Genomic DNA, 19573 nt, shown 5'->3' with positions numbered 1-19573 from the left:
GCAGGATAGCGGAGTTAGGCGGATTGGTAAATCCTGGGAGCGCCAGCGTTCCCGCTGGCTGCATGGCTGTTTACGTATGAAGGCCGAAAGGGCGTTGTGGTTATCCTTCTTCGTTGTTCCTACTGTTACTTTCAGGTTGCCCTGGCGCAGCAGCCAGCGGGGACGCTGGCGTTCCCAAGCGCTTTTCAAAGGGCGCAAACACCGCGCGATTATTCGTGCGGTCATAAATCGCATAGACCACTGCGCGGAAGCAGCCGTCGAACGGCCCGCCCGCGCCGAGCGTTTCGGCAAACAAAGCGGCGATTTCATAGGGATCGTTGGCGAAGACGCCGCATCCCCACGCGCCCAGCACCAGCCGCGTGTGACCGTGTTGGTGCGCGACCCACAACAGACGTTGCAGACGTTGTTTCATCGTCGGGCGTAAGAGTGGCAACTGCGTCAGTTCGCGTTGCCGCACGACGCCCGCATTGACGGCGGGCGCGGTGATGAAAGCGGTGCGATAAGGTGCGCCCAACAAGCGGCCCGCGTCGTCGCGAAACACCGGCACGCCGGGCGAATAGATCATGTAATCGGAATAAAAACAGGTCTTGACGAGCCGGTTGTACTCGTACATTTCCACTTGCGGCGCGATGCTCGCGTAAAGACCCGACGACCGCGCCAATGATTCTTCCTGCGCCTGCGCGCCGCTCAAAAAACCGCCGCCCGGATTTTTTGCCGACGCGAAATTGAGGCAAAGCGGTTCATCGCCGGCAGCGGTGATTGCCAAGCGCTGCGCGGCGGCCAGCGTTGTTTCGGCAGTGACGGTGCTGATGGTTTGAAATGGACGTGCGGCAATTACCAGTTCGGCAGGGAATTCGGCGGGCCGATACAGCCGTGTGCGGCTGATGGCGTCGTGCAACCAGGCATGGATTTCGACGGCGCGGCCCGAAGCGGCGGTGTAACGGCCACGCTGCAAAATTTCCAGCGTCTCTGCGGCGGCGGCAATGCGTTGTTCGCGGTTCATTGCTTATGTCGCGTCGTGCAGCAGCTCCCACTTGTCATAAATGTCGGCGAGCTTGAGTTGGCAGTTGATCGAGGTGAGTTGGACGGTCTCGTGCAGTTCCTTGAATTCGGTTAGCAACCAGCGTTGATCGGGCTGACGCGCGTAATGTTCGACGTGATAGCGGTCTTGCGCGATCAACAAATACTCTTGCAATGAAGCGATGCCGCGATACTCTTCGGCTTTTTCCCCGCGATCTTTGGCTTCGGTGGATGGGGAAAGGATTTCGATCAACACGGTGGGATTGGTCAGCGTGTCTTGCTGGTAAAACTCCGGCTGGCCGCAAACAATTGAAAGATCAGGATAGCGGCCATGTTTCTTGGTCAGGACTGCCAGCCGCAAGTCGCTGCCGAAAGCGAGGCAGGGGCGGTTTTTCAATTGCAAGGCAAACTCGCCGCTCAGATTGAATGCGATGAGCGCGTGCTCTTTGCTGCCGCCCGCCATCCCTTCCATGCGCCCGTTGGCGAACTCGCTACGAAACTCGGCTTCACGGTCAAGCTCGAGATACTCATCAAACGTTAATGCCGGTTGTACTTGCGGTGACATTGGTTTCCCTCTTTAACGCTCCTGTCCGCCATTCGTGCCGATCAGCCGCTGCCGTTCGTGGCGCGACTCGCTGCAATCATCGGTCGGCTCTTTGCCGTAAGCGAATTTGCGCCAGGCCGTGCGCGTACAAACGCCCCGCACGGGCAGCAAGCCGGTCAGCGCGCAAACCTGAATGGAAACCATTGGCGATGAATAGTTGGGCAGTTCGCCATTCGGGTTGCGGGCCAGGCGTTCGCCGCTCTTTTCTTTGGCGGCAGGCGGTTTCGGTTCGACGTAGGGAGGTTCTTCCAGTTTGACGGGTTTCGGTGTGGGGACAGGTTCAGGGTTGTCGCCATCCGGTGAATAGGGCGTGCCGGGGCCGGGTTCGGTGCCGCGCAAAAACAGTTCGTGGCGCACGTTGGGCGTGTCGGTTTGCGCGACCATGCCGGTCGCGGGGTCAATGTCTACGGTCACCAGATCGCCGGGGTCTTGGAAATCGCCGCCCAGGTCGGGGCGCAGTTGCAACGCTTTGATCATGAAATCCGCCCAGATCGGCGCTGCCGTCGCGCCGCCCGTCAAACCAAGATCGGAGTTGTCATCAAACCCGACCCACACCACGCAGACCAAATTCGGCGTGTAACCCGCAAACCAGCCGTCGCGCGAGGAACCGGTTTTGCCCGCCGCGATGCCTTTGAAGCCCATCGCCCGCACGCGCGTGCCGGTGCCGCGATCCAGCACGTCTTTCAACATCGAGGTCATCAGGTAAGCGACCTGCGGTTGCAGGATGTCGCGGCTCTCGGTCTGCGTCGTTTTCAGCGTTGCGCCGCTGCCACTGGTGATGCGCGTATAAGCGATAGGCAACACGCGCTTGCCCTGGTTGGCGAACATTGTGTAAGCCGACGCCACTTGCAACGGCGTCGCTTCGGCCACACCCAACGCCATCGAAGGATAAGTCGGGACGCGTTGGATGCCCGCGCGTTCGGCCAGGCGGGCCACGGTCGAGAAGCCGATCAGTTGGGCCAGTTCGACGGTGATGACATTTTTGGAATTGACCAGCGCATCGCGCATGGTGATTTTTTTATTGCTGAATTGGTCTTTGAAATTGCCGGGGCTGTAGGTTTGCCCGTTGCCGTAATTGAACGTGCGCGCCGCGTCCAGAAACATCGTCGCGGGTGTGATCGCCTGGCCGCCTTCATCCGCGCCTTCGGTCAAGGCGGCGGCATAGACGAAGGGTTTGAAAACCGAGCCGGGTTGGCGGCGCGCTTCGGTGACGCGGTTGAGTTGCGACTGGCCGTAATCGCGTCCGCCGACCATCGCCAGCACTTCGCCGGTTTTCGGATTCATGGCGACCAGCGCGGTTTGCAAGCCGGCGGTGCCGCCTTTGCGTTTGGCAAAGAGCTTGTCAATCGCGGCCATCTGGCGGCTCACGGCGGCGTAAGCGGCGCGTTGCAGATCAATGTCGAGCGTCGAATAGATGCGCAGGTTTTTGAGCGCCTCGCGATTGTCGAATTGGGCTTCGAGCTGTTTGGTCAGGTAATCAATAAAGTACGGCGCATCGTTGGCATCGAGCGAACCCGCGCCTTTGCCTTTCAGTCCGAGCGGTTGCAGCTTGGCTTTCTCCGCCTGTTCGGACGTGATCTTGCCGGTTTCGACCATGATCGAAAGCACTTTGTCGCGGCGGTCTTTGGCGCGCTCTTCGTGTTGGAAGGGCGAATAGCGGTTCGGGCTGCGAATGATGCCGGCCAGCATGGCCGATTCGGGCAAGGTCAGTTGCGAAATGTCTTTGTCGAAATAAGCGCGCGCCGCCATGCCGAAGCCGTTGATCGAAAAGCTGCCGCGCTGGCCTAGATAGATCAGATTGCAATACATCGCCAGAATCTGCTGTTTGCTCAGGCGTTGTTCGAGCAGGATGGTCATGTAAGCTTCGGGCAGCTTGCGGCTCCAAACACGTTCGTCGGTGAGGAAGAGTTTCTTGACCAATTGCTGCGAGATCGAACTGCCGCCTTCGCGCACCTCGCCGGCCTGTTGATTTTTGATAAACGCGCGAATCACGCCCGACCAATTGATGCCGTAATGCTCAAAGAACGAGCGGTCTTCGACGGAGGTGATGGCATCCACCAGCGTTTGCGGCATGTCCTTGTATTCGATGATTTTGCGCTTCTCGCGGCTTTCGTTGACGATGGACGAGACGACTTCGGGTTCGATGGGCGCTTCGGTTAATTGCTCGCGCGTCGAAAGGTCGTTGACGGATTGAATGCCGCTGCCGTTGAAATTGATACGTAGCGGGCGGAAGGTGTAATCCCCATCAATCGCGGCATCGGCGCTGGGCCGCAGTTCAATGACATTGCCGCGCACGGTGTATTGGCCGCGATTTTGATTCTGGGTTGTGCCAGCTTCCAGGTAGCCGACTCGTTTGAGATGGGTGACGAGATCGGCGGGCTTCATGGGGATGCCCTGGCGCAAGACGGGCGGGGCCGCGTAAATCCCCGACGAACGCACGAAAATATCGCCCCGCAAACCGGCGTCAATGATGGCGGTGTATTGCTGGTAGTAATACACCGCCGCTCCTACGCCGATCAGCCCAATCACCAACAACGGCGCCAGCAACAGCGGCGAAAAGAACCGCCGCCGTGGACGTTCCACTTGGACACGCCGCGCAGGCGGACGCCCCACAGGAGCTTGACGTGGTTTGGCAGTCTGGTAATTGGACATCTGATGATCCTCTAGGGATTCGTGCTGAATGTGCGTGAAACCGGCTCAGCGTCGCAAGGGTAGAGGCAATTATCGCCATTCTTAGAAGCGAGTCAATTCAGGATTTACCTGGGTACGCACCGCTTCCAGCGTGCAGAATTGATTGAGAGCCGCCGTGGAGTTAGATCGGTTTTCACTTCGGTGTATGGGAAACCCGCGCAGCGGGGCAGTACCGCGCGCGTGAGCAAGCGGCCCGTTGGCAGTTCAGCCAATGGGGGCAAGCTTGACGCGCCGCTTGCTCACGCGCGCGGTACTGTCCTGGCCTCAACTGACACCCGTAAACGCAACTGCAAACCGCTCTAGTTGTTGCACTCGCCAAGCCTGCACGCTGGAAGCGGTGCGTACTCAGGGTTGCCGCAATTTCAAAACTCCTCTTCCCCTTCCCACTCGTCTTCTTCCGCGACGCCAAAATAACGCAGCCAATTCCCCAACTCTTCCTCTTTGACGACGGGGTTGGCCGCGACCACCGCACGCGTCTGGCTGGCTTCGTTCATGAGTTGCCGGAATTCGCCCGCCCGCATCACCCGCACGCCGCACACCCGCACGCGCGCGATCAAGGCCGTGTCTGAAGTCACGACCGTCAAGGCTTTGCGATTCCGTTCGGCTTCGACCAATTCAACGATGCGCGCATCGGCATCCGCACCGGCGCGGGCGTAAAACACTTTCACGCCGCGAAAGCTTGATCCGTCGGGGAAATGCGCTTCGGGCGCGCCGTCAAACACCGCCGTCAAGCGCAGCTTTTTGCTGGCGGCCAATTGCGCTAACTCTTCCAACAAGCGCCGCCGCGCCGCCGGTTTGTCGCGGTACCAGGTTTCGTACCCGCGCCCGCGCTGACCGATCACGTTGTTGCCGTCAATCAGGTACATAGGAAAGAAGTAGTCAGTAGTCAGTAGTCCAATTATTCTGCGCCACTTTTTCTCTGATCCAACCGACTACCGACTACTGGCTACTGCGGCTTGACGATAAAGCGCGCGACCTCGAATTGTTCCGTGCCCGCGCAACTCAAACCAACCGCGCCCAGGGTGAAATGCTTGCCGGAATCGGTTAGCTTGCCCAATGGCAGTTCGGCGCCGGTGTCACTGTCATTCACCGCAATGCTGATGACGTTGCCTTTGACAAGCAATACCACCGAAAAGAACTTGCCCGTCATGCTTTGCGCAAAGGCATCAATTGGCACCGAACGGTTCAATTGCTGTTTGCGTCCGCCTTGCACCAAATAGCCGCGCAAAACCCAAGGCTCATCGGCTTTCGCGCCGGTCAATTGCACCAGGTAATAACTCTGTTTGTCCTGCGCGCGCAGCACGAACGAGACACCGACGTCATTCAGCATTTTGACATCGCTGGTTAGTTCGAAATCGGCGAAATGGCGCGGACATTCGTCCTTGGGCAAGGCTACGCCCGCGTTCCTGACGGTGAGTTTGCGGCTGGCGACGGCCCAGCCCGCCGGGGCTTCCCAGCCGTTTAGGCTCGACCATGGTTCGGAAAACGCCTCTTCGCACAGCGCGCGCACCAGATTGACCTCGAATTCGGTGTTGCCTTTGCCGACTTGAATCAACGCGGGCAGCGGTTTGTAGGCGGCGTCAGCAGCGCGCACATCAATTTCGTATTCGCCTGCGCGCATACCCGTCAGCAACGCCTGGCCGTTGCCGCGCATCGCCACGACTTGGGGAATCTGGCCTTTGGCATTCAAGCGATAACGCACATCACCGGCGCGCACATTGGTTTTGATGGTGACGGTGTAAAGTTCCGGGGCGAGCCGCAAGGTCAACCCGGCAATCTTGCCAGCGCCAATGGTCACCTCGCCTTCGCCATCCTGATAGCCGTCGAGTTCGGCCACCACGTGATATTGGCCGGGCGGCAGATTGTCGAAAATGACTTGGCCGCGGCCCGGTTCGATGGCTTCTTTGTCAATGAATTCGCTAGCATTGATGGGTTTGATAAAGACCATCGCCGCCGATTCCGACACCACGCTAAGCGCGCCCGTGGTGGTGGTGAAAACTTTGCCTTTGGTGGCGGATGCCGCAGGTTTACGCCGCTGCACGACGGTCTTTTGCGGCGTGGCGGCGCTCGCCGTATTGACCGAATTCAATTTGATCCGGCCCACACCGCCGGTTTCCTGGGCGTAGCGGGGACTTGCGGGCAATAAGACGAGCGTGCAGCAGAGTATGGTGAAGCGTAAGGTCATCAAGGGTTTCATCTTTGGTTCGACTCCTATCTGTTTGAGCAACGATGTGCCGAAACTATAGCCTGTTTTCCGGCGGGATTGAAGATGCTCAATCAGCTTGCTGTGCCTGAACGCTCCGTTAATAATGACGCACCCGCACAAGCTTGACGCAAACCAACGTGGCTTGGCGGCTAAATCGGAACAACTGAGTTTGGAACACTGGCAGGAAATGTCGCCGTGGCAACCAGGTGTTTAGAGTGCAAGCTTCAGCTTGTCCGGGCGCGCCAGCGCTGCGCGGGTTGCGCCTACGCCGCGCTCAGACAAGCTGAAGCTTGCACTCTAAACACCTGCACCTGAGGCGCTCAAGCATTGTTGGGTGTACCAATCCTGCTGGTTTTGATTTAGCCGCAGTCTTGGGTTTTTGAGGAACTCCCTATGACCATCGCAGAAAAACGCATCGCCCCCGGACCGAAACAAATCTTTCCCGTCATCAATCTGTTTACCTTGCGGCGTGACCCGCTCAACTTCCTGGCGCGGATGGCGCGCGAATACGGTGATCTGGCCCATTTCTATTTGGGGCCGCAGCCGGTCTTCCTGCTCAATCATCCCGATTACATTCGTGACGTACTGGTCACGCATGGCAAACAATTCATGAAAGGCGAAGGCTTGCAGCGCGCCAAACGTTTGCTGGGCGAAGGGCTGTTGACCAGCGAGGGCGAATTCCATTTGCGCCAGCGCCGCCTGCTGCAACCGGCTTTTCATCGCCAACGCATCGCCGGTTACGCCGCGACGATGGTCGCATACGCCGACCGCGCGAGTCAGCGTTGGCAGCCCGGCGCGCAACTCGACAGCGCGCGCGAGATGATGCACCTGACGCTGGCGATTGCGGGCAAGACGCTCTTTGGCACCGATGTCGAAGGCGAAGCCGACGAAATCGGCAGAGCCTTGAGCAATGCGATGGAGCAGTTCAACCGGCTGACCTTGCCCTTTGCGCAACTGCTGGAAAAACTGCCGCTGCCCCTGACACGCAAGTTTCAAAAGGCCCGCGAACGGCTGGACGCCACGATTTACCGCATCATCGAAGAGCGCCGCAGCAGCTTTGAGGCCACCGGCGAAGATCGCGGCGACCTGCTCTCGATGCTGCTGGCCGCGCGCGACGAAGAGGGCGACGGCACCGGCATGACCGACGAACAGTTGCGTGACGAAGCCATGACCATCTTTCTGGCCGGGCACGAGACGACGGCCAATGCGCTGACCTGGACGTGGTACCTGTTGTCGCAGCACCCCGACATCGAAGCCAAATTCCACGCCGAAATTGACGCAGTGTTGAACGGGCGTTTGCCCACGGCTGAAGATTATCCGCGCTTGTGTTACACCGAGATGATCTTTGCCGAAGCCATGCGCTTGTATCCGCCCGCCTGGATCATCGGGCGGCGCGCGTTGACCGACTATTCGATCAACGGCTATCACGTACCCGCGCGTTCGATCCTGCTGATGAGTCAATTCGTCACGCACCACGACGCGCGCTGGTTCCCCGATCCTTACCAATTCGACCCCGAACGCTGGACGCCGCAGGCCAAAGAGGCGCGGCCCAAGTTTGCGTATTTCCCCTTCGGCGGCGGCAATCGCGTCTGCATCGGCGAGCAATTCGCGTGGCTGGAAGGCGTGCTGGTGCTGGCAACGCTGGCGCAACGCTGGCGCATGCGGCTGGTCGCAGGGCATCACGTCGAACTGCAACCCATCGTCACGCTGCGTCCGAAAGCGGGGCCGCAGGGGGCGATGCCGATGGTGCTTGAGCGGCGATGACAAGAATCAAACGCAGCACCAACGCACCGCCACAGGTTTTGGATGAAGCCAGTTTGCTACGTGGCGTGGATGTCTTAGCCGCGCGCGATGCCGATTTGGCTGCGATTGTCATGCGCTTTGGCCCGCCGCCACTGTGGGAACGCGCCACGGGGTTTGCCACGCTCGTCCATCTCATCCTCGAACAGCAAGTCTCGCTGGCTTCGGCCAAGGCCGCCTTCGTCAAATTGCAAACGGCGCTTGGAGAAGTCGAACCACATTTGTTGTTGACCCTCACCGATGAGGAATTGAAAGCCATCGGTTTCAGCCGCCAGAAAACACGCTATGCCCGGCTGCTGGCCGAGGCTGTGCGCGACGGCCAACTCGATTTTGCGCAGTTGGCCATACTGGATGACGAGGGCGTGCGTGCGGTGCTCACGCAATTGAAAGGCATCGGTGTGTGGACGGCGGATTGTTATTTATTGATGGCCTTGCGGCGGCCCGATGTTTGGCCGCACGGCGACCTGGCGTTGGCCGTGGCCTGGCAGCAACTCAAGCAGCTTCCGGCACGGCCTTCGTATGCGGAATTGGGCGTGGTGGCAGAACGTTGGCGGCCCTGGCGCGCTGTGGCCGCGCGGCTCTTGTGGCACAACTACCTGAGCGAACGGCGGCGTTGAACCCTACCGAGCCGTCGCCAGCATTCGCAATTCTCCATTCGCCATTCTCAATTCGCAGGCAGATGGACTCTCGACCAAAGTTTCTCTGCTTACGAATTGAGAATGGTGAATGGAGAATTGCGAATGCTGGCGACGGCTCGCTCCCTCAACCAGGCACGCGCAAAATCATGCACTTCAAGTAAAGCGTTTCCGGCACGGTCAGCAAATGCGGATGATCGCGGCTTTGCGTGCGTTTTTCGATGACCTGCACCATGCGCCCGGCATCGCGCGCGGCTTCAATCAGCACGTTTTGAAAGCGGTCTTCGCTGACGTGATAAGAGCAGGAGCAGGTGATCAGGAGGCCGCCGGGCCGCAGCAATTTCAGCGCGCGCAGATTGATCTCTTTGTAACCGCGTAAGGCCGCTTCGAGCGCGCCGCGATTTTTGGCGAAGGCGGGCGGGTCGAGCACGATGGTGTCGAATTTTTCGCCCACGTCTTCGTAATCGCGCAGCCGGTCGAAAACGTTGGTCGCGGCGAATTCGACGTTGCGCAGGCCATTCAATTCGGCATTGTGCCGAGCGCGTTCGATAGCGGGTTCGGAAATATCCAGCGCCGTGACTTGCTCGCACGCGCGCGCCAGATGCAGCGCAAATGAGCCGTGGAAGCTGAAACAATCCAACCCGCGCCCGCGCCCGTAACGCAAGGCCGCCGCGCGGTTCTCGCGTTGATCCAGAAACGCGCCCGTCTTCTGCCCACCCAGCAAATCAATCGCGAAGCGCAAGCCATTCTCGCTGATCGTCAACGGCGGCAGTTCATTACGATCAACGCCAGAGGCCGCGTGCAGCACACTGTTGATCAGCGGCAAGCCTTCCAACTGGCGGACTTTGGCGTCGTTGCGTTCGACGATCAGGCGCGGTTGGAACAATTCGACCAGCAATTCGAGCCAGGTTTGTTTGAGCGCCTCCATCCCGCGCGTCAGCGTTTGCAGGCTGAAACAATCGCCGTAACGATCAACGATCAAGCCGGGCAAACCATCGCCTTCGGCGTGCACCAGCCGGTACGCATCGGTGTCGCTGACGACACGTTGCCGCCATTCGTCAGCGGCCTGCAAGCGCGCGCGCCAGAAAGCGCGATCAATCGCTACGTCGGCAGTCGTCAGCAAGCGCAAGGTGATTTCCGACTCCGCGCCGAAATGGGCCAGGCCCTGAAAGCGTCCACGCGGATCATGCACGCGCACGACCGCCCCGGTTTCAGCTTTGGGGCGTTTGGTCACATCGCTGCGATAGATCCAGAGATGCCCGGCGCGCACACGGGCCGCGCCTTTGGGCGAGATGACGGCGATGGGAAGAGTTTCGTTCATGATTTTGAAGCGGCGTTGGCGGGCAATACGCCCAGCACGTCGGCCAGCAGATTGGTTTGGGGATAAGCGTGCCCCAGATGTTGCCGAAACGCTTCGGCGTAAGCGACACCCGCTTCCGCGCCGCGTTGGGCCGACCAGTCGCGCATGGCTTGCAGGTATTGATCCATGCCGTGTTGGCGCAACAGCCACGTGCGCTGGCTGGTGTGACAGGCCAGCATCCGCGCTTTGGTTTCGATGGTTTCAGAAATGTCTACGTAAAAGCCGGGCGGCACGGGCGCACCAAAGCTGTCTTTGCCTTCGAGCGCGTCGCTGTAATACAGGTGCGGCACGCGTGCGAGGGCCGGAGCGGCGGCTTCACTCAGCGTTTGCACGTTGGGCACGCTGGCGGCAAAACAAGCCGCGCGCACCAACTGGCTGGTGACTTCGTGATCGAGCAGATAATCCTGCGGCGAGTGTGTGAAGACCAGTTGCGGATTCACGCGGCGCACGATTTCGATGACACGGCGCAAGGTCGGCTGGTCATAGCAAACCAGCAAATCCTGCGTGCCCGCCCATTGATGCGTGCCATCGAGCACGGCAGCGGCTTGCGCGGCTTCATTCAAACGCAAGCGCGCGATTTCAGCGGGTGGCAATTCGGCGCTACCGCCATCGCCAGCGGTCATGGTGGCGCAGTGAATCGTGCAGCCACGCGCCCGCAGCCGCGCCAGCGTGCCCGCGCAGAGAAATTCGGCGTCGTCAGGATGTGCGAAGAATGCCAGGGCAGTGGAGTTTGGGTTCTGCATGAGAATCGGTGGCTATGCTAACCGAAGCTGCGGGCAGGGCAAAGCGCGGCGCCAAAGACAAAGGGGCGCGAAGAACACCAGCCACGGCTGTCATTTCTTCGTGCCCCTTTTTGCGGGTGGTTTTCGGCACTGCCAAGAACCAGGGTTACTGTCTGACCGCGACATTGTCGAACACCGAGGTGTTCAAGGTCGCACTCGCGCCTGAACTGACGGCCAGCCCGATGCAAATGTTCGTTGCCACTGAGAACTTCATGGAGTTGACCAGCGTCCAGGTGCTGCCGTCTGCTGATTTGTAGCCGTAGATGATGTTGCCGGTGCGCACCAGGCGTACCCATACTTGCGGTGGCGCACCATTGCCGTTCTTGGCTGCGGAGGAGTTCCCGCCATTCGTGTTGCGCTGCGTCCAGTAAAAGCCCGCGCCGCCATCCACGCCCATAAAGGCAAAGCGTGAATTGACAGTCAGGCTTTCCCGAATCATCACGCCCAGGCGCGCATTCGTGCCGGTGTTTTGTGGCGCGCTCAGCCGCGCTTTGATCTCGCCATCGCCGCTCAAACTTTGATACGCGAAAAGGAAACTATCCGCCTTGCTGCTCAGCAGGCCGCTGCCGCGCACCGTATAAGCCGCGTTGTACATCCCCGCACTGCCATTGACGCCGACTGCACCGATGTTGGCGAGCAGCCACGGCGCGGCTAACCCGTTGACCGGCAGATTGACCGTCGCGTTGGCTGCCGCCGAATCGCCGCCGCCGTTATAGGCGCGCACGCGATAGGACAGCATGGCAGGCGCGGTGACGGTGGTGTCGGTGAAGCTCACGGCATTGGCGCCAGGCATGGCAATCGTCGTGAAGGTTACGCCGTCAGTTGAACGTTCGATGCGATAACCGGTTTCGGTCGCAGCATTGTCCGTCCAGGTCAAATTGACTTGTGTGCTGGTGAGGGCGAGCGCCGTCAGATTGCCGGGGCTAGCAGGCGGAGGAACGGGAGCGGGCGTGGTGGCGCTGACGACCGAGGTAGAGGCCGAATCGCCAGCAGTATTTGTGGCACGCACACGGTAGTAATACAGGGTCGCGGCGCTGACCGTCGTGTCATTGTAAGCAGCGGCGTTTGCGCCAAGCAGTGCGACTTGCGACCAGGCGCTGTTGTTGAGTGAGCGTTCCACCTTGTAGCCGGTTTCATTCCCGGCGTTATCGCTCCAACTCAGATTGATCTGTGTCGGCGCGACCGCCGTGGCCGTCAAGTTGGTCGGCGCATTGGGCGGCAGGCCAGCGGTCGTCGCGCTGGCGACATTGCTGAAACCTGAATCCCCATAGTTGTTCAAGGCGGCCACGCGATAGGAATAGCTTGTGGCGGGTGCGAGACCCGTGTCGGAATAGCCGTTCACATTGGCGCCCAGTGTGATGACGGTGGCGAAATTCGCGCCGTCGCTCGAACGTTCAATCCGAAAGCCCGTCTCATTGGTAGACGTGTCCGCCCAGGTCAGCAGGATTTCAACGCTGGAAGTGGCATTGGCCAGCAGGTTGCCCGGTACATTCGGCGGAACATTCGTGGGCGCGCGGAAGTTGGCGACGATCCCGGCGGTGGCGTTCGCTGTGCGCGCATTGTCGCGCTGGTCGGTGATGCCGAGCGGAAGCCCTTGATAACTGAGGTTCGGATTCGAGAAATAAGGGATGGGTGGGCAGCCAGCCGTACATTGGTTGTTGTACGACATGACGGTGCGATAGCTGCCATTCTCGAAATGGCCAAATGACCAGGGATAGGATGCATCTTGAGGGTAGGCGCCGTTCGCCGGGTCGTGCTCCATCCCTAGATTATGGCCGTGCTCATGTGCGAAGGTCAGATTGCCCACCGCACAACTCCGCACGGTCACCTGAAATGCCTTATATTCGAAGCTTGGCCCCGATGTACGCATTGCGAAGCCCATGCCGCAATATGCCCCGCCATTATTAATAATCAATGAGACCATATCTGCGCCGTATTGATTTCGCAGCGCCGCGACGCCCGCGTTGGATTGTACCCAACTCAGATCAGTTGAAATGGTGCCTGACTCGACATAATCAACTTCTGCCGTACCCGCGAGGGTATAGCGCGCATTGACTTGGCTGTTGATAAAAACTGCGTTGGCATTGTCAACAGCCGCCTGAATTGTGGCTTCGATTTGGGCCGTGCCGCCAGCCGCATTTTTGGCTGCCGCAGTGTAAACCGACAACAACTGAATTTCGACCGGCGTCGTGGCTTGCAAGGCTTCGCTGCGGAGTTGTAGCTCTAGCTCATGATTGGGGGCTTCGCTACGGGCTGGCCCAGCGCCCCCGCCGCAGGGCTGAAAGCTGGCCGGATCGAGTTTCTCGATGATTTGGCCGCCTTCGGCGCCGGGGCGAATTTCATAAAGTTCCTGGCTGTTGCGCAACGCGCCAGCCAGTAGACCATTTTTAACGGTAAGCACCGCTTCTAAATTGCGGCCATCTTTTGTGACACCCCGCCAGACCGCATTGCCAGCACTGCGCCGTTCGTGCCCACTTTTCCGTAATACGACGCTGGGGCCATCAGGCAGTTGCAGTTGAAATTCTGTCGCGCCACGATCAACCAACTCCAAATCGGCGTTGAAGCGGCTGGCGGCGGTTCCGTTTTTTCCGTGTGTGGTGGGTGTGGCCGCTTGTAAAAAGAGGTTGGGCGTATCTTGTGCCAAGCCAGTGGCAGTGAGCGTGATTGTTATAATGAAAAGCGAAAGCTGTAGACGAAAGTATTCCATCACCATTACTCCATTCCAAGGGCTTTGCACAAAAAGCACGGGAAATTCCATAATTGTTATGCAACGCTGCGACAATTCCTTCATTTGAGTAAGTCGCTGCGACTTTTTGTGCACATCGGACTTATGTGCAAAGCTCATTCCAAATCGGATCTGCGTTAAGAAGACATACGCCGAGGTGCAATTCTCTCGGGGTTCCGGGCCGTAGACTTTGGGTGGGCAAAGCGGGGTGAAATGAAGTGCGCTTTTGGGAAAGCAGAAGCTTTTTGTGCGAACCGCGTGGTGCGAACGGAACTTGTCGGAATGTACCCAGCGAAATAGTACTTGCAAAAGAGCGTGGATGGCTGCCGCGTGACAGTCATCGGCGTGTTGTGGCCGTTGCGAGCGGTTCGGGCAAGCTGGGCTAGTGGGTGTGTTGGTGACACAACCGCCCGTCGTTAAACCCGCAACTCAGAAGTTCAGTACCGATTTCGTGGGTCGGCTGCGCGGCAGTGGTAGGAGAGTTTCTGCACGCATGCTTGATACTGCGGAGAAGAGAACTATTGGGTAGGATGCGGCGCGGAAAATAGCACTCGTGGCGGAGCTTGGCAAGAATTTTTTCTGGCTGCGGCGGCGCAAGGAGTGACAACGTGTTGTGCTGCTTGTTTCAAATAGAGGTTCCCCGCCAATGTTTATCAACCAGCATTTTCCTTACACGCGATCAGGTGGACAACCGGGCCGAACTGTTCTGACTTGGTTTCTCCCCCTTTAACTATTTTGCCGTATGCGAGACAGTTCACCAGTTCATCAAGGATTAATCTTTTGTTTGGCAAACTAGATCGTCTATGTTATAAGCTCCGCCGTCAGCTAAGCGACTATGCTGACAGCGGAAGTCCAAGACGGTGCCCCGATTGATTCCGGTTAGGCCATGGTGAGCGACATCGTAGGTGTAGGTGAACGGGCAAAGCTACCACCGGAAAAATCCTCTGAACCTTCCCAAACGTTTCAACCCTAGCGAACAATTTAGGCTAGTACCGGCACTGGTTACCCTCCCATCAGGTCAATTTTATGTTTGGCAGATGGTGCCTTGCGCGTGATTGCGCGGTGCGCTGGTTTGTCGAAGCCCTTTTGCCTTCGATCAGATGGATGGTGTGGCTATGCGCATCATTGCGAAAATGATGCCCTCACTACTCATCGTTAAGGAGAGCCGTATGTTGTTACCCCAAGACAAGTCCATTCAACGTCAAACCGCATTGACGGCCCAGATTAATCCCGCTTGGGCTGTCTGAGTTGCGGCCCGTTTTATGTGATTGCTGAACAACAAGCATTGCCCCTCGCGGTGCGCGCTTGCGTGAGTCGGCGATTTCTTAGGAGTTGCCCTTAACTTTGAACATGGCCGTGGCGACGACGAACTTTCAGGCATCGGCACCCAGCCCCAGCTTGAAAGTGAAACGTCCGGTTTAAGTTCTTTGGAGAATTATATGAAGCATCCCAAACTCACCCTGACCTCAAACTTCCGTTTATTGGCCTTGCTGGCCGTGTTGTTTTTCGCGCTGGCCACCTTCCTGCATGGCGCACAACGCGGTACTGGGGCGGCAGCCGCTGCAACCAGTATTATGCCTGCATCGGTTTTTGCTGCTTGCGCAGCCGGAACAATTACAACTGCCTCTTCGCCGATTCTTTATCGCGATTTGGGTGTTGCGAATGTGACTGATGAGTATGTCGCTTACAAAATTACCGCTCCCTCAGCGATCAGCGATCTTTGGGTCAGGCTCACGCCCTGCACATCCTGCAATGTTACGCTCTCGACCAATGAGGATGGGCTTTATCACGTTGGCCCGTTGGGTGCGGGCGTCATGACCACGGTTTACTTTTATGTGCATACCACTGCCGCAACGAGTACGGCACAGTCCCTGACCCTGAATCTGTTTGAAGGCAATCCGACCAGCAGCGGCACACTCGTCTGTGGGCCGAATTCGTTCAATTACACAATTGAGGAAACCATCAAGGCGAATGCCAACAAACCAGATGCAGTGGTTATCTCGGCAGGTGCCTGCTATGTGATGACAGAGACTGGCGCGACGGGCACGATTGGCTCTGGCAATGGCTCAATTATGGCCTTTACTCCAGCCGCGAACCCCTCGTTTAATGCTGACGGGTTTCAGCTCACCAGTGCGTCAATCAATCTGAACGGTACGGTCACGAATAACACACTCTATCTTTCCGGCTTGGCTTCCCCGGATAAGCCATACACGATTACTTATACTTTCTGTCCGCCCACGCCGATTGCCGCGCCGCCCGCCGCGCCTGTCGTTTGGGTCAGCAGCGGAACACAAATCAAACACACTGACCCGGACACCACTTCGAACGGCACGGTCTTTCTTACTTCGAGCAAGTCGGTTACGCCAACCGGGGCGGTGACGCCAGGGACGGAGTTGACTTATACCATCACCCTGAACAATAGCGGGGTGGCCGGGAGCGCAGCAGCCACCGGAATGAAATTAACGGATGCCATCCCGGCCAACACGACCTATGTTGCGAACAGCACGAAATTGAATGGCGTGGCTGTCGCTGACCTTGCCGGAGGGGTGATGCCCTACACGGCAACCTCTCCGGCGTTAGAAGTTCATAGCACGGGACAGGCTGCCGGAACTATTGCACAGGGAGCTACGGCGACGGTGGTTTTTAAGGTGACGGTCAATACCCCGCCGCCTACCTTCACAAGCGTCAGCAACTTTGCCACCTACAGCGGTAGTAATATCCTTGCTTCCAACACGAACACGGTTACTACCCCGGTGCCGCAAGCTGACCTCACGATCACCAAAGATGACAGCAAGACGATTGTTCAGCGGCTGGAAACGACAAATTACGCCTTGATGATCACCAACGCCGGGCCCTCGGCAGTGACAGGGGCGTTGCTGAAGGACCCGTCCGTAAATTACCTGTTGGTCACGGGGGTTAGTTGTACCGGCAGCTCTGGTGGCGCTGTCTGCCCCAGTTCCGGCGTGACGGTCGCGAATTTACAGGGCGGTGGGATTAGTGTTGACCTGCCTGTAAACGGCAAGCTGACCTTCACAGTGGCGGTGACCGTAGCGGGCTTCACCCCGTCTCAGGTTCTGACACTCAAGAATACCGCCACGATCACGGCGCCGACGGGGACGACTGATCCAACTCCTGGTAACAACTCGGCGTTCGACGAGAATGATTTGCAACCCGGGCAGCCAACGGCTGTCAATTTGATCTCATTGACGGCCACCGGCAATGCCAGGGGCGCGACGCTGGAATGGCGCACCGGTTACGAAGCTGACAATCTGGGCTTCAACGTTTATCGCGAAGAGCGTGGTCGGCGCGTCAAGCTCAATGCCGCCCTCGTGGCCGGGTCAGCGTTGCTGGCGGGCGGGCGCACGGTGCTGACGGCAGGCAATAGTTATTCGTGGGTTGATAGCCAGAGTGCAGTGGGCGCCAGCTATTGGCTGGAAGAAGTGGACTTGAACGGCGTGAGCACCTGGCGCGGCCCGATCTATGCCACCAGCAGTGCGGAGGGCGGCAAGCCGAACGCGCGCTCAATGACGGGCCGGCAGGTGCAGATGCTGCCTGATCTGAACGAAGCCGCCAATCAGAATCTGCAACACGAGTGGGCGAGTTCCGCCACTGAGGGGCTGCGGGTGGAAGGTTTGGAGACGGAGGCGCCTGCGTCGTTGCTGCTGGCGCAAGTGAGACAGCCAGCCTGGACCTTGCCGAATGAAGTAGCTGCCAAGCTGGCGGTTCGTAAAACAGGTTGGTATCGCGTGACGGCCGCACAATTGGCGGCGGCGGGTTTTGGCACGAACGTCAATGCCGCGCTGCTGCAACTTTTCGCCGATGGCGTCGAAGTCCCTGTCCGTGTCGTCGGCAAGGGGAATAGTTTCGATTCCCTAGAATTTTATGGGCGCGGGCTTGATTCGCCGGCCACCGACACGCGCATTTACTGGCTGAAGGCCGGTCAGACCCAAGGGCTGCGCCTGGACACTCGTCCGGGACAAACAGCGCAAAGGCCCAACGCGCTCAGTTTCCGCTCGACGGTTGAGCGGAAAGAGCGGTTGATCTATTTTTCGGGCTTGCTCAATGGCGATGCCGAGAATTGGTTCGGCCCTGTGATCAGCCCAAACGGCGCAACGCAGAAATTGACGACGCGCTTTGTTGATCGCACCGCCGCGACCAGCACGCTCGAACTCGTGTTGCAGGGCGTAACCGAGCAGGCGCATACGATCAACGTCGAAATCAATGGGCGCGCCAACGGAACAATTACTTTTGCCGGCAAGACGCGTTTCGTGACCACCCTGAACGTGCCGGCCAGCCTGTTGCTCGACGGCGAGAATGAAATCCGGTTGGTGGCCACGGCGGGCAGCGCTGACATCAGCCTCGTTGAAAGCGTGCGGCTTAGCTATCAGCGTAGCTATATGGCTGATGGCAATGTGCTGAGCTTTAGCTTGGGCGCGGGCCAGATAGCATTCGTCGGGGGATTCAGCACGCCGACCGTGCGTGTGCTCGAATTGGGGGCTAACGACGAACCCGTGCGCGAACTGAGCGTCAAAATGCAGGCGATGGCGAATGCTTATGGGTTCACCTTGCAAAGCGATGCCGGGGCGCGTTATTTGGCGCTGGCGGATCAGCAATTTGAGCGCGTGGCCAGTGTCAAACTCAACTCCCTCTCGGATTGGCGTGCCACAAAAAACAGCGCCGATCTGGTGCTCATCACACATCGCGATTTCTGGACGGCGGCGAACCGGCTGGCCGAGGCGCGGCGCCAGCAAGGTCTGCGCGTGGCGGTGGTGGATGTGGAAGACGCCTATGATGAATTCTGCTTTGGCGCGAAAGCGCCGCAAGCGCTCAAAGACCTGTTGACGATGGCGCGCACGACCTGGGCGGTAAAACCGGCGTTTGTCTTGCTGGTAGGCGATGCGACGACCGATCCGCGCGATTATCTGGGGTTGGGGAACGCTGATTTCGTGCCGACCAAATTGGGCGCAACTACGTATTTTGAAACCGCGCTCGACAACTGGCTGGCGGATGGCGATGACGATGGCCTGCCTGAACTGGCGCTGGGCCGCCTGCCCGTGCGCACCGCTGCCCAGGCTGATGCGCTGGTCGCAAAAATCCTGACTTTCAAACCGAACGCGGCCAACCCGCGCCCGGCTTTGTTAGTATCAGATCGCACTGTGGACGGCGTGAATTACCAAACGCAAAGCCAGGAATATGCCGCGTCATTGCTGCCGCTGATGACGAAATACTTCGTCAACCGCAACGACGGCGCTCCCGATCAGGTGCGCGCACAAATCCTGAATACGATCAACCTGAACCAACCTTTGGTGGTGAACTGGGGCGGGCACGGCTCGACGCAGGTTTGGACGGGCGATGGTTTGTTGCGCGTGCAGGACGCCGCGTCGCTCACGAACGCCGCCCCCAGCTTGTTCGTGATGACCACTTGTCTGAACGGCTATTTCCCCGATCCCAGCCAAACCAGTTTGGGCGAAGCGGTGCTGCTGAACGCGCCGGGTGGGGCGTTTGCCGTGGTTTCCTCCAGCGCGCTGAATACGCCAGGGCCGCAATACGCGTTCAATCTGGCGCTGTATCAAAGCCTGTTTAGCGAAGGCAAAACGCTGGGCGAGGCGTTGACGGCGGCGCGTTTGGCCGCAGGCGATAAGGATGTGCGTAACAGCTACGTGCTGTTGGGCGATCCGACGCTGCGGCTGCGCTAAAGTGCGGCCGGGGCCACCGGCTACAATTGAAGGCTCATTCGTCCTTGCTCTTCT

Annotated in this window: 11 protein-coding genes; 3 read left to right on the top strand and 8 right to left on the bottom strand. The window is 58.7% G+C overall.

All coding sequences use genetic code 11. The features are described from left to right. Positions 1–100: 100 nt before the first annotated feature. From HY011_15930 to HY011_15910, 5 genes are all read right to left on the bottom strand, one after another. Positions 101–1003 carry a TIGR02452 family protein gene (locus HY011_15930; GenBank protein ID MBI3424422.1) on the bottom strand — a complete coding sequence of 301 codons (903 nt, stop codon included), beginning with the start codon at positions 1001–1003 and terminating at the stop codon, positions 101–103. Between the two features lie 3 nt (positions 1004–1006). Continuing rightward, positions 1007–1585 carry a Uma2 family endonuclease gene (locus tag HY011_15925; protein ID MBI3424421.1) on the bottom strand — a complete coding sequence of 193 codons (579 nt, stop codon included), beginning with the start codon at positions 1583–1585 and terminating at the stop codon, positions 1007–1009. A gap of 12 nt (positions 1586–1597) precedes the next feature. After that, positions 1598–4207 (bottom strand): PBP1A family penicillin-binding protein, encoded by a 2610-nt coding sequence (locus tag HY011_15920; GenBank protein MBI3424420.1) that lies wholly within the window; start codon positions 4205–4207, stop codon positions 1598–1600. A gap of 470 nt (positions 4208–4677) precedes the next feature. Then, positions 4678–5181 (bottom strand): NYN domain-containing protein, encoded by a 504-nt coding sequence (locus HY011_15915; GenBank protein MBI3424419.1) that lies wholly within the window; start codon positions 5179–5181, stop codon positions 4678–4680. 80 nt (positions 5182–5261) lie between these two features. Then, a complete protein-coding gene (locus HY011_15910; protein MBI3424418.1) occupies positions 5262–6512 on the bottom strand; it encodes a carboxypeptidase regulatory-like domain-containing protein in 1251 nt (416 codons plus the stop codon). Positions 6513–6914: 402 nt separating this feature from the next. Here HY011_15910 and HY011_15905 point away from each other — a divergent pair, with 402 nt between their 5' ends. Both HY011_15905 and HY011_15900 read left to right on the top strand, forming a co-directional pair. Next, complete coding sequence (locus HY011_15905) at positions 6915–8285, top strand: cytochrome P450 (GenBank protein ID MBI3424417.1); 1371 nt, start codon at positions 6915–6917, stop codon at positions 8283–8285. Next, positions 8282–8938, top strand: a complete 657-nt coding sequence (locus tag HY011_15900; protein ID MBI3424416.1) for a DNA-3-methyladenine glycosylase 2 family protein — start codon at positions 8282–8284, stop codon at positions 8936–8938. The genes HY011_15905 and HY011_15900 overlap by 4 nt, the downstream gene beginning before the upstream one ends. Positions 8939–9083: 145 nt before the next feature. Here the strand turns inward: HY011_15900 and HY011_15895 are convergent, their stop codons facing one another. The 3 genes from HY011_15895 to HY011_15885 form a co-directional block, all read right to left on the bottom strand. Then, positions 9084–10277: a class I SAM-dependent rRNA methyltransferase gene (locus HY011_15895; protein MBI3424415.1), complete on the bottom strand. Its 1194-nt coding sequence runs from the start codon at positions 10275–10277 to the stop codon at positions 9084–9086. Further along, a complete protein-coding gene (locus HY011_15890) occupies positions 10274–11059 on the bottom strand; it encodes a PIG-L family deacetylase (GenBank protein MBI3424414.1) in 786 nt (261 codons plus the stop codon). The genes HY011_15895 and HY011_15890 overlap by 4 nt, the downstream gene beginning before the upstream one ends. Before the next feature lie 145 nt (positions 11060–11204). Further along, on the bottom strand, positions 11205–13805 hold the full coding sequence (locus HY011_15885; GenBank protein ID MBI3424413.1) for a fibronectin type III domain-containing protein: 2601 nt from the start codon (positions 13803–13805) through the stop codon (positions 11205–11207). Between the two features lie 1457 nt (positions 13806–15262). Between HY011_15885 and HY011_15880 the strand changes: the two genes are divergently transcribed. After that, complete coding sequence (locus HY011_15880) at positions 15263–19519, top strand: DUF11 domain-containing protein (GenBank protein MBI3424412.1); 4257 nt, start codon at positions 15263–15265, stop codon at positions 19517–19519. Positions 19520–19573: the final 54 nt, after the last annotated feature.

Source organism: Acidobacteriota bacterium, from assembly GCA_016196035.1.
GTDB lineage: Bacteria > Acidobacteriota > Blastocatellia > RBC074 > RBC074 > JACPYM01.
Note: the sequence above shows the minus strand (reverse complement) of the source record. Positions and strands in the feature narration are given on the sequence as shown.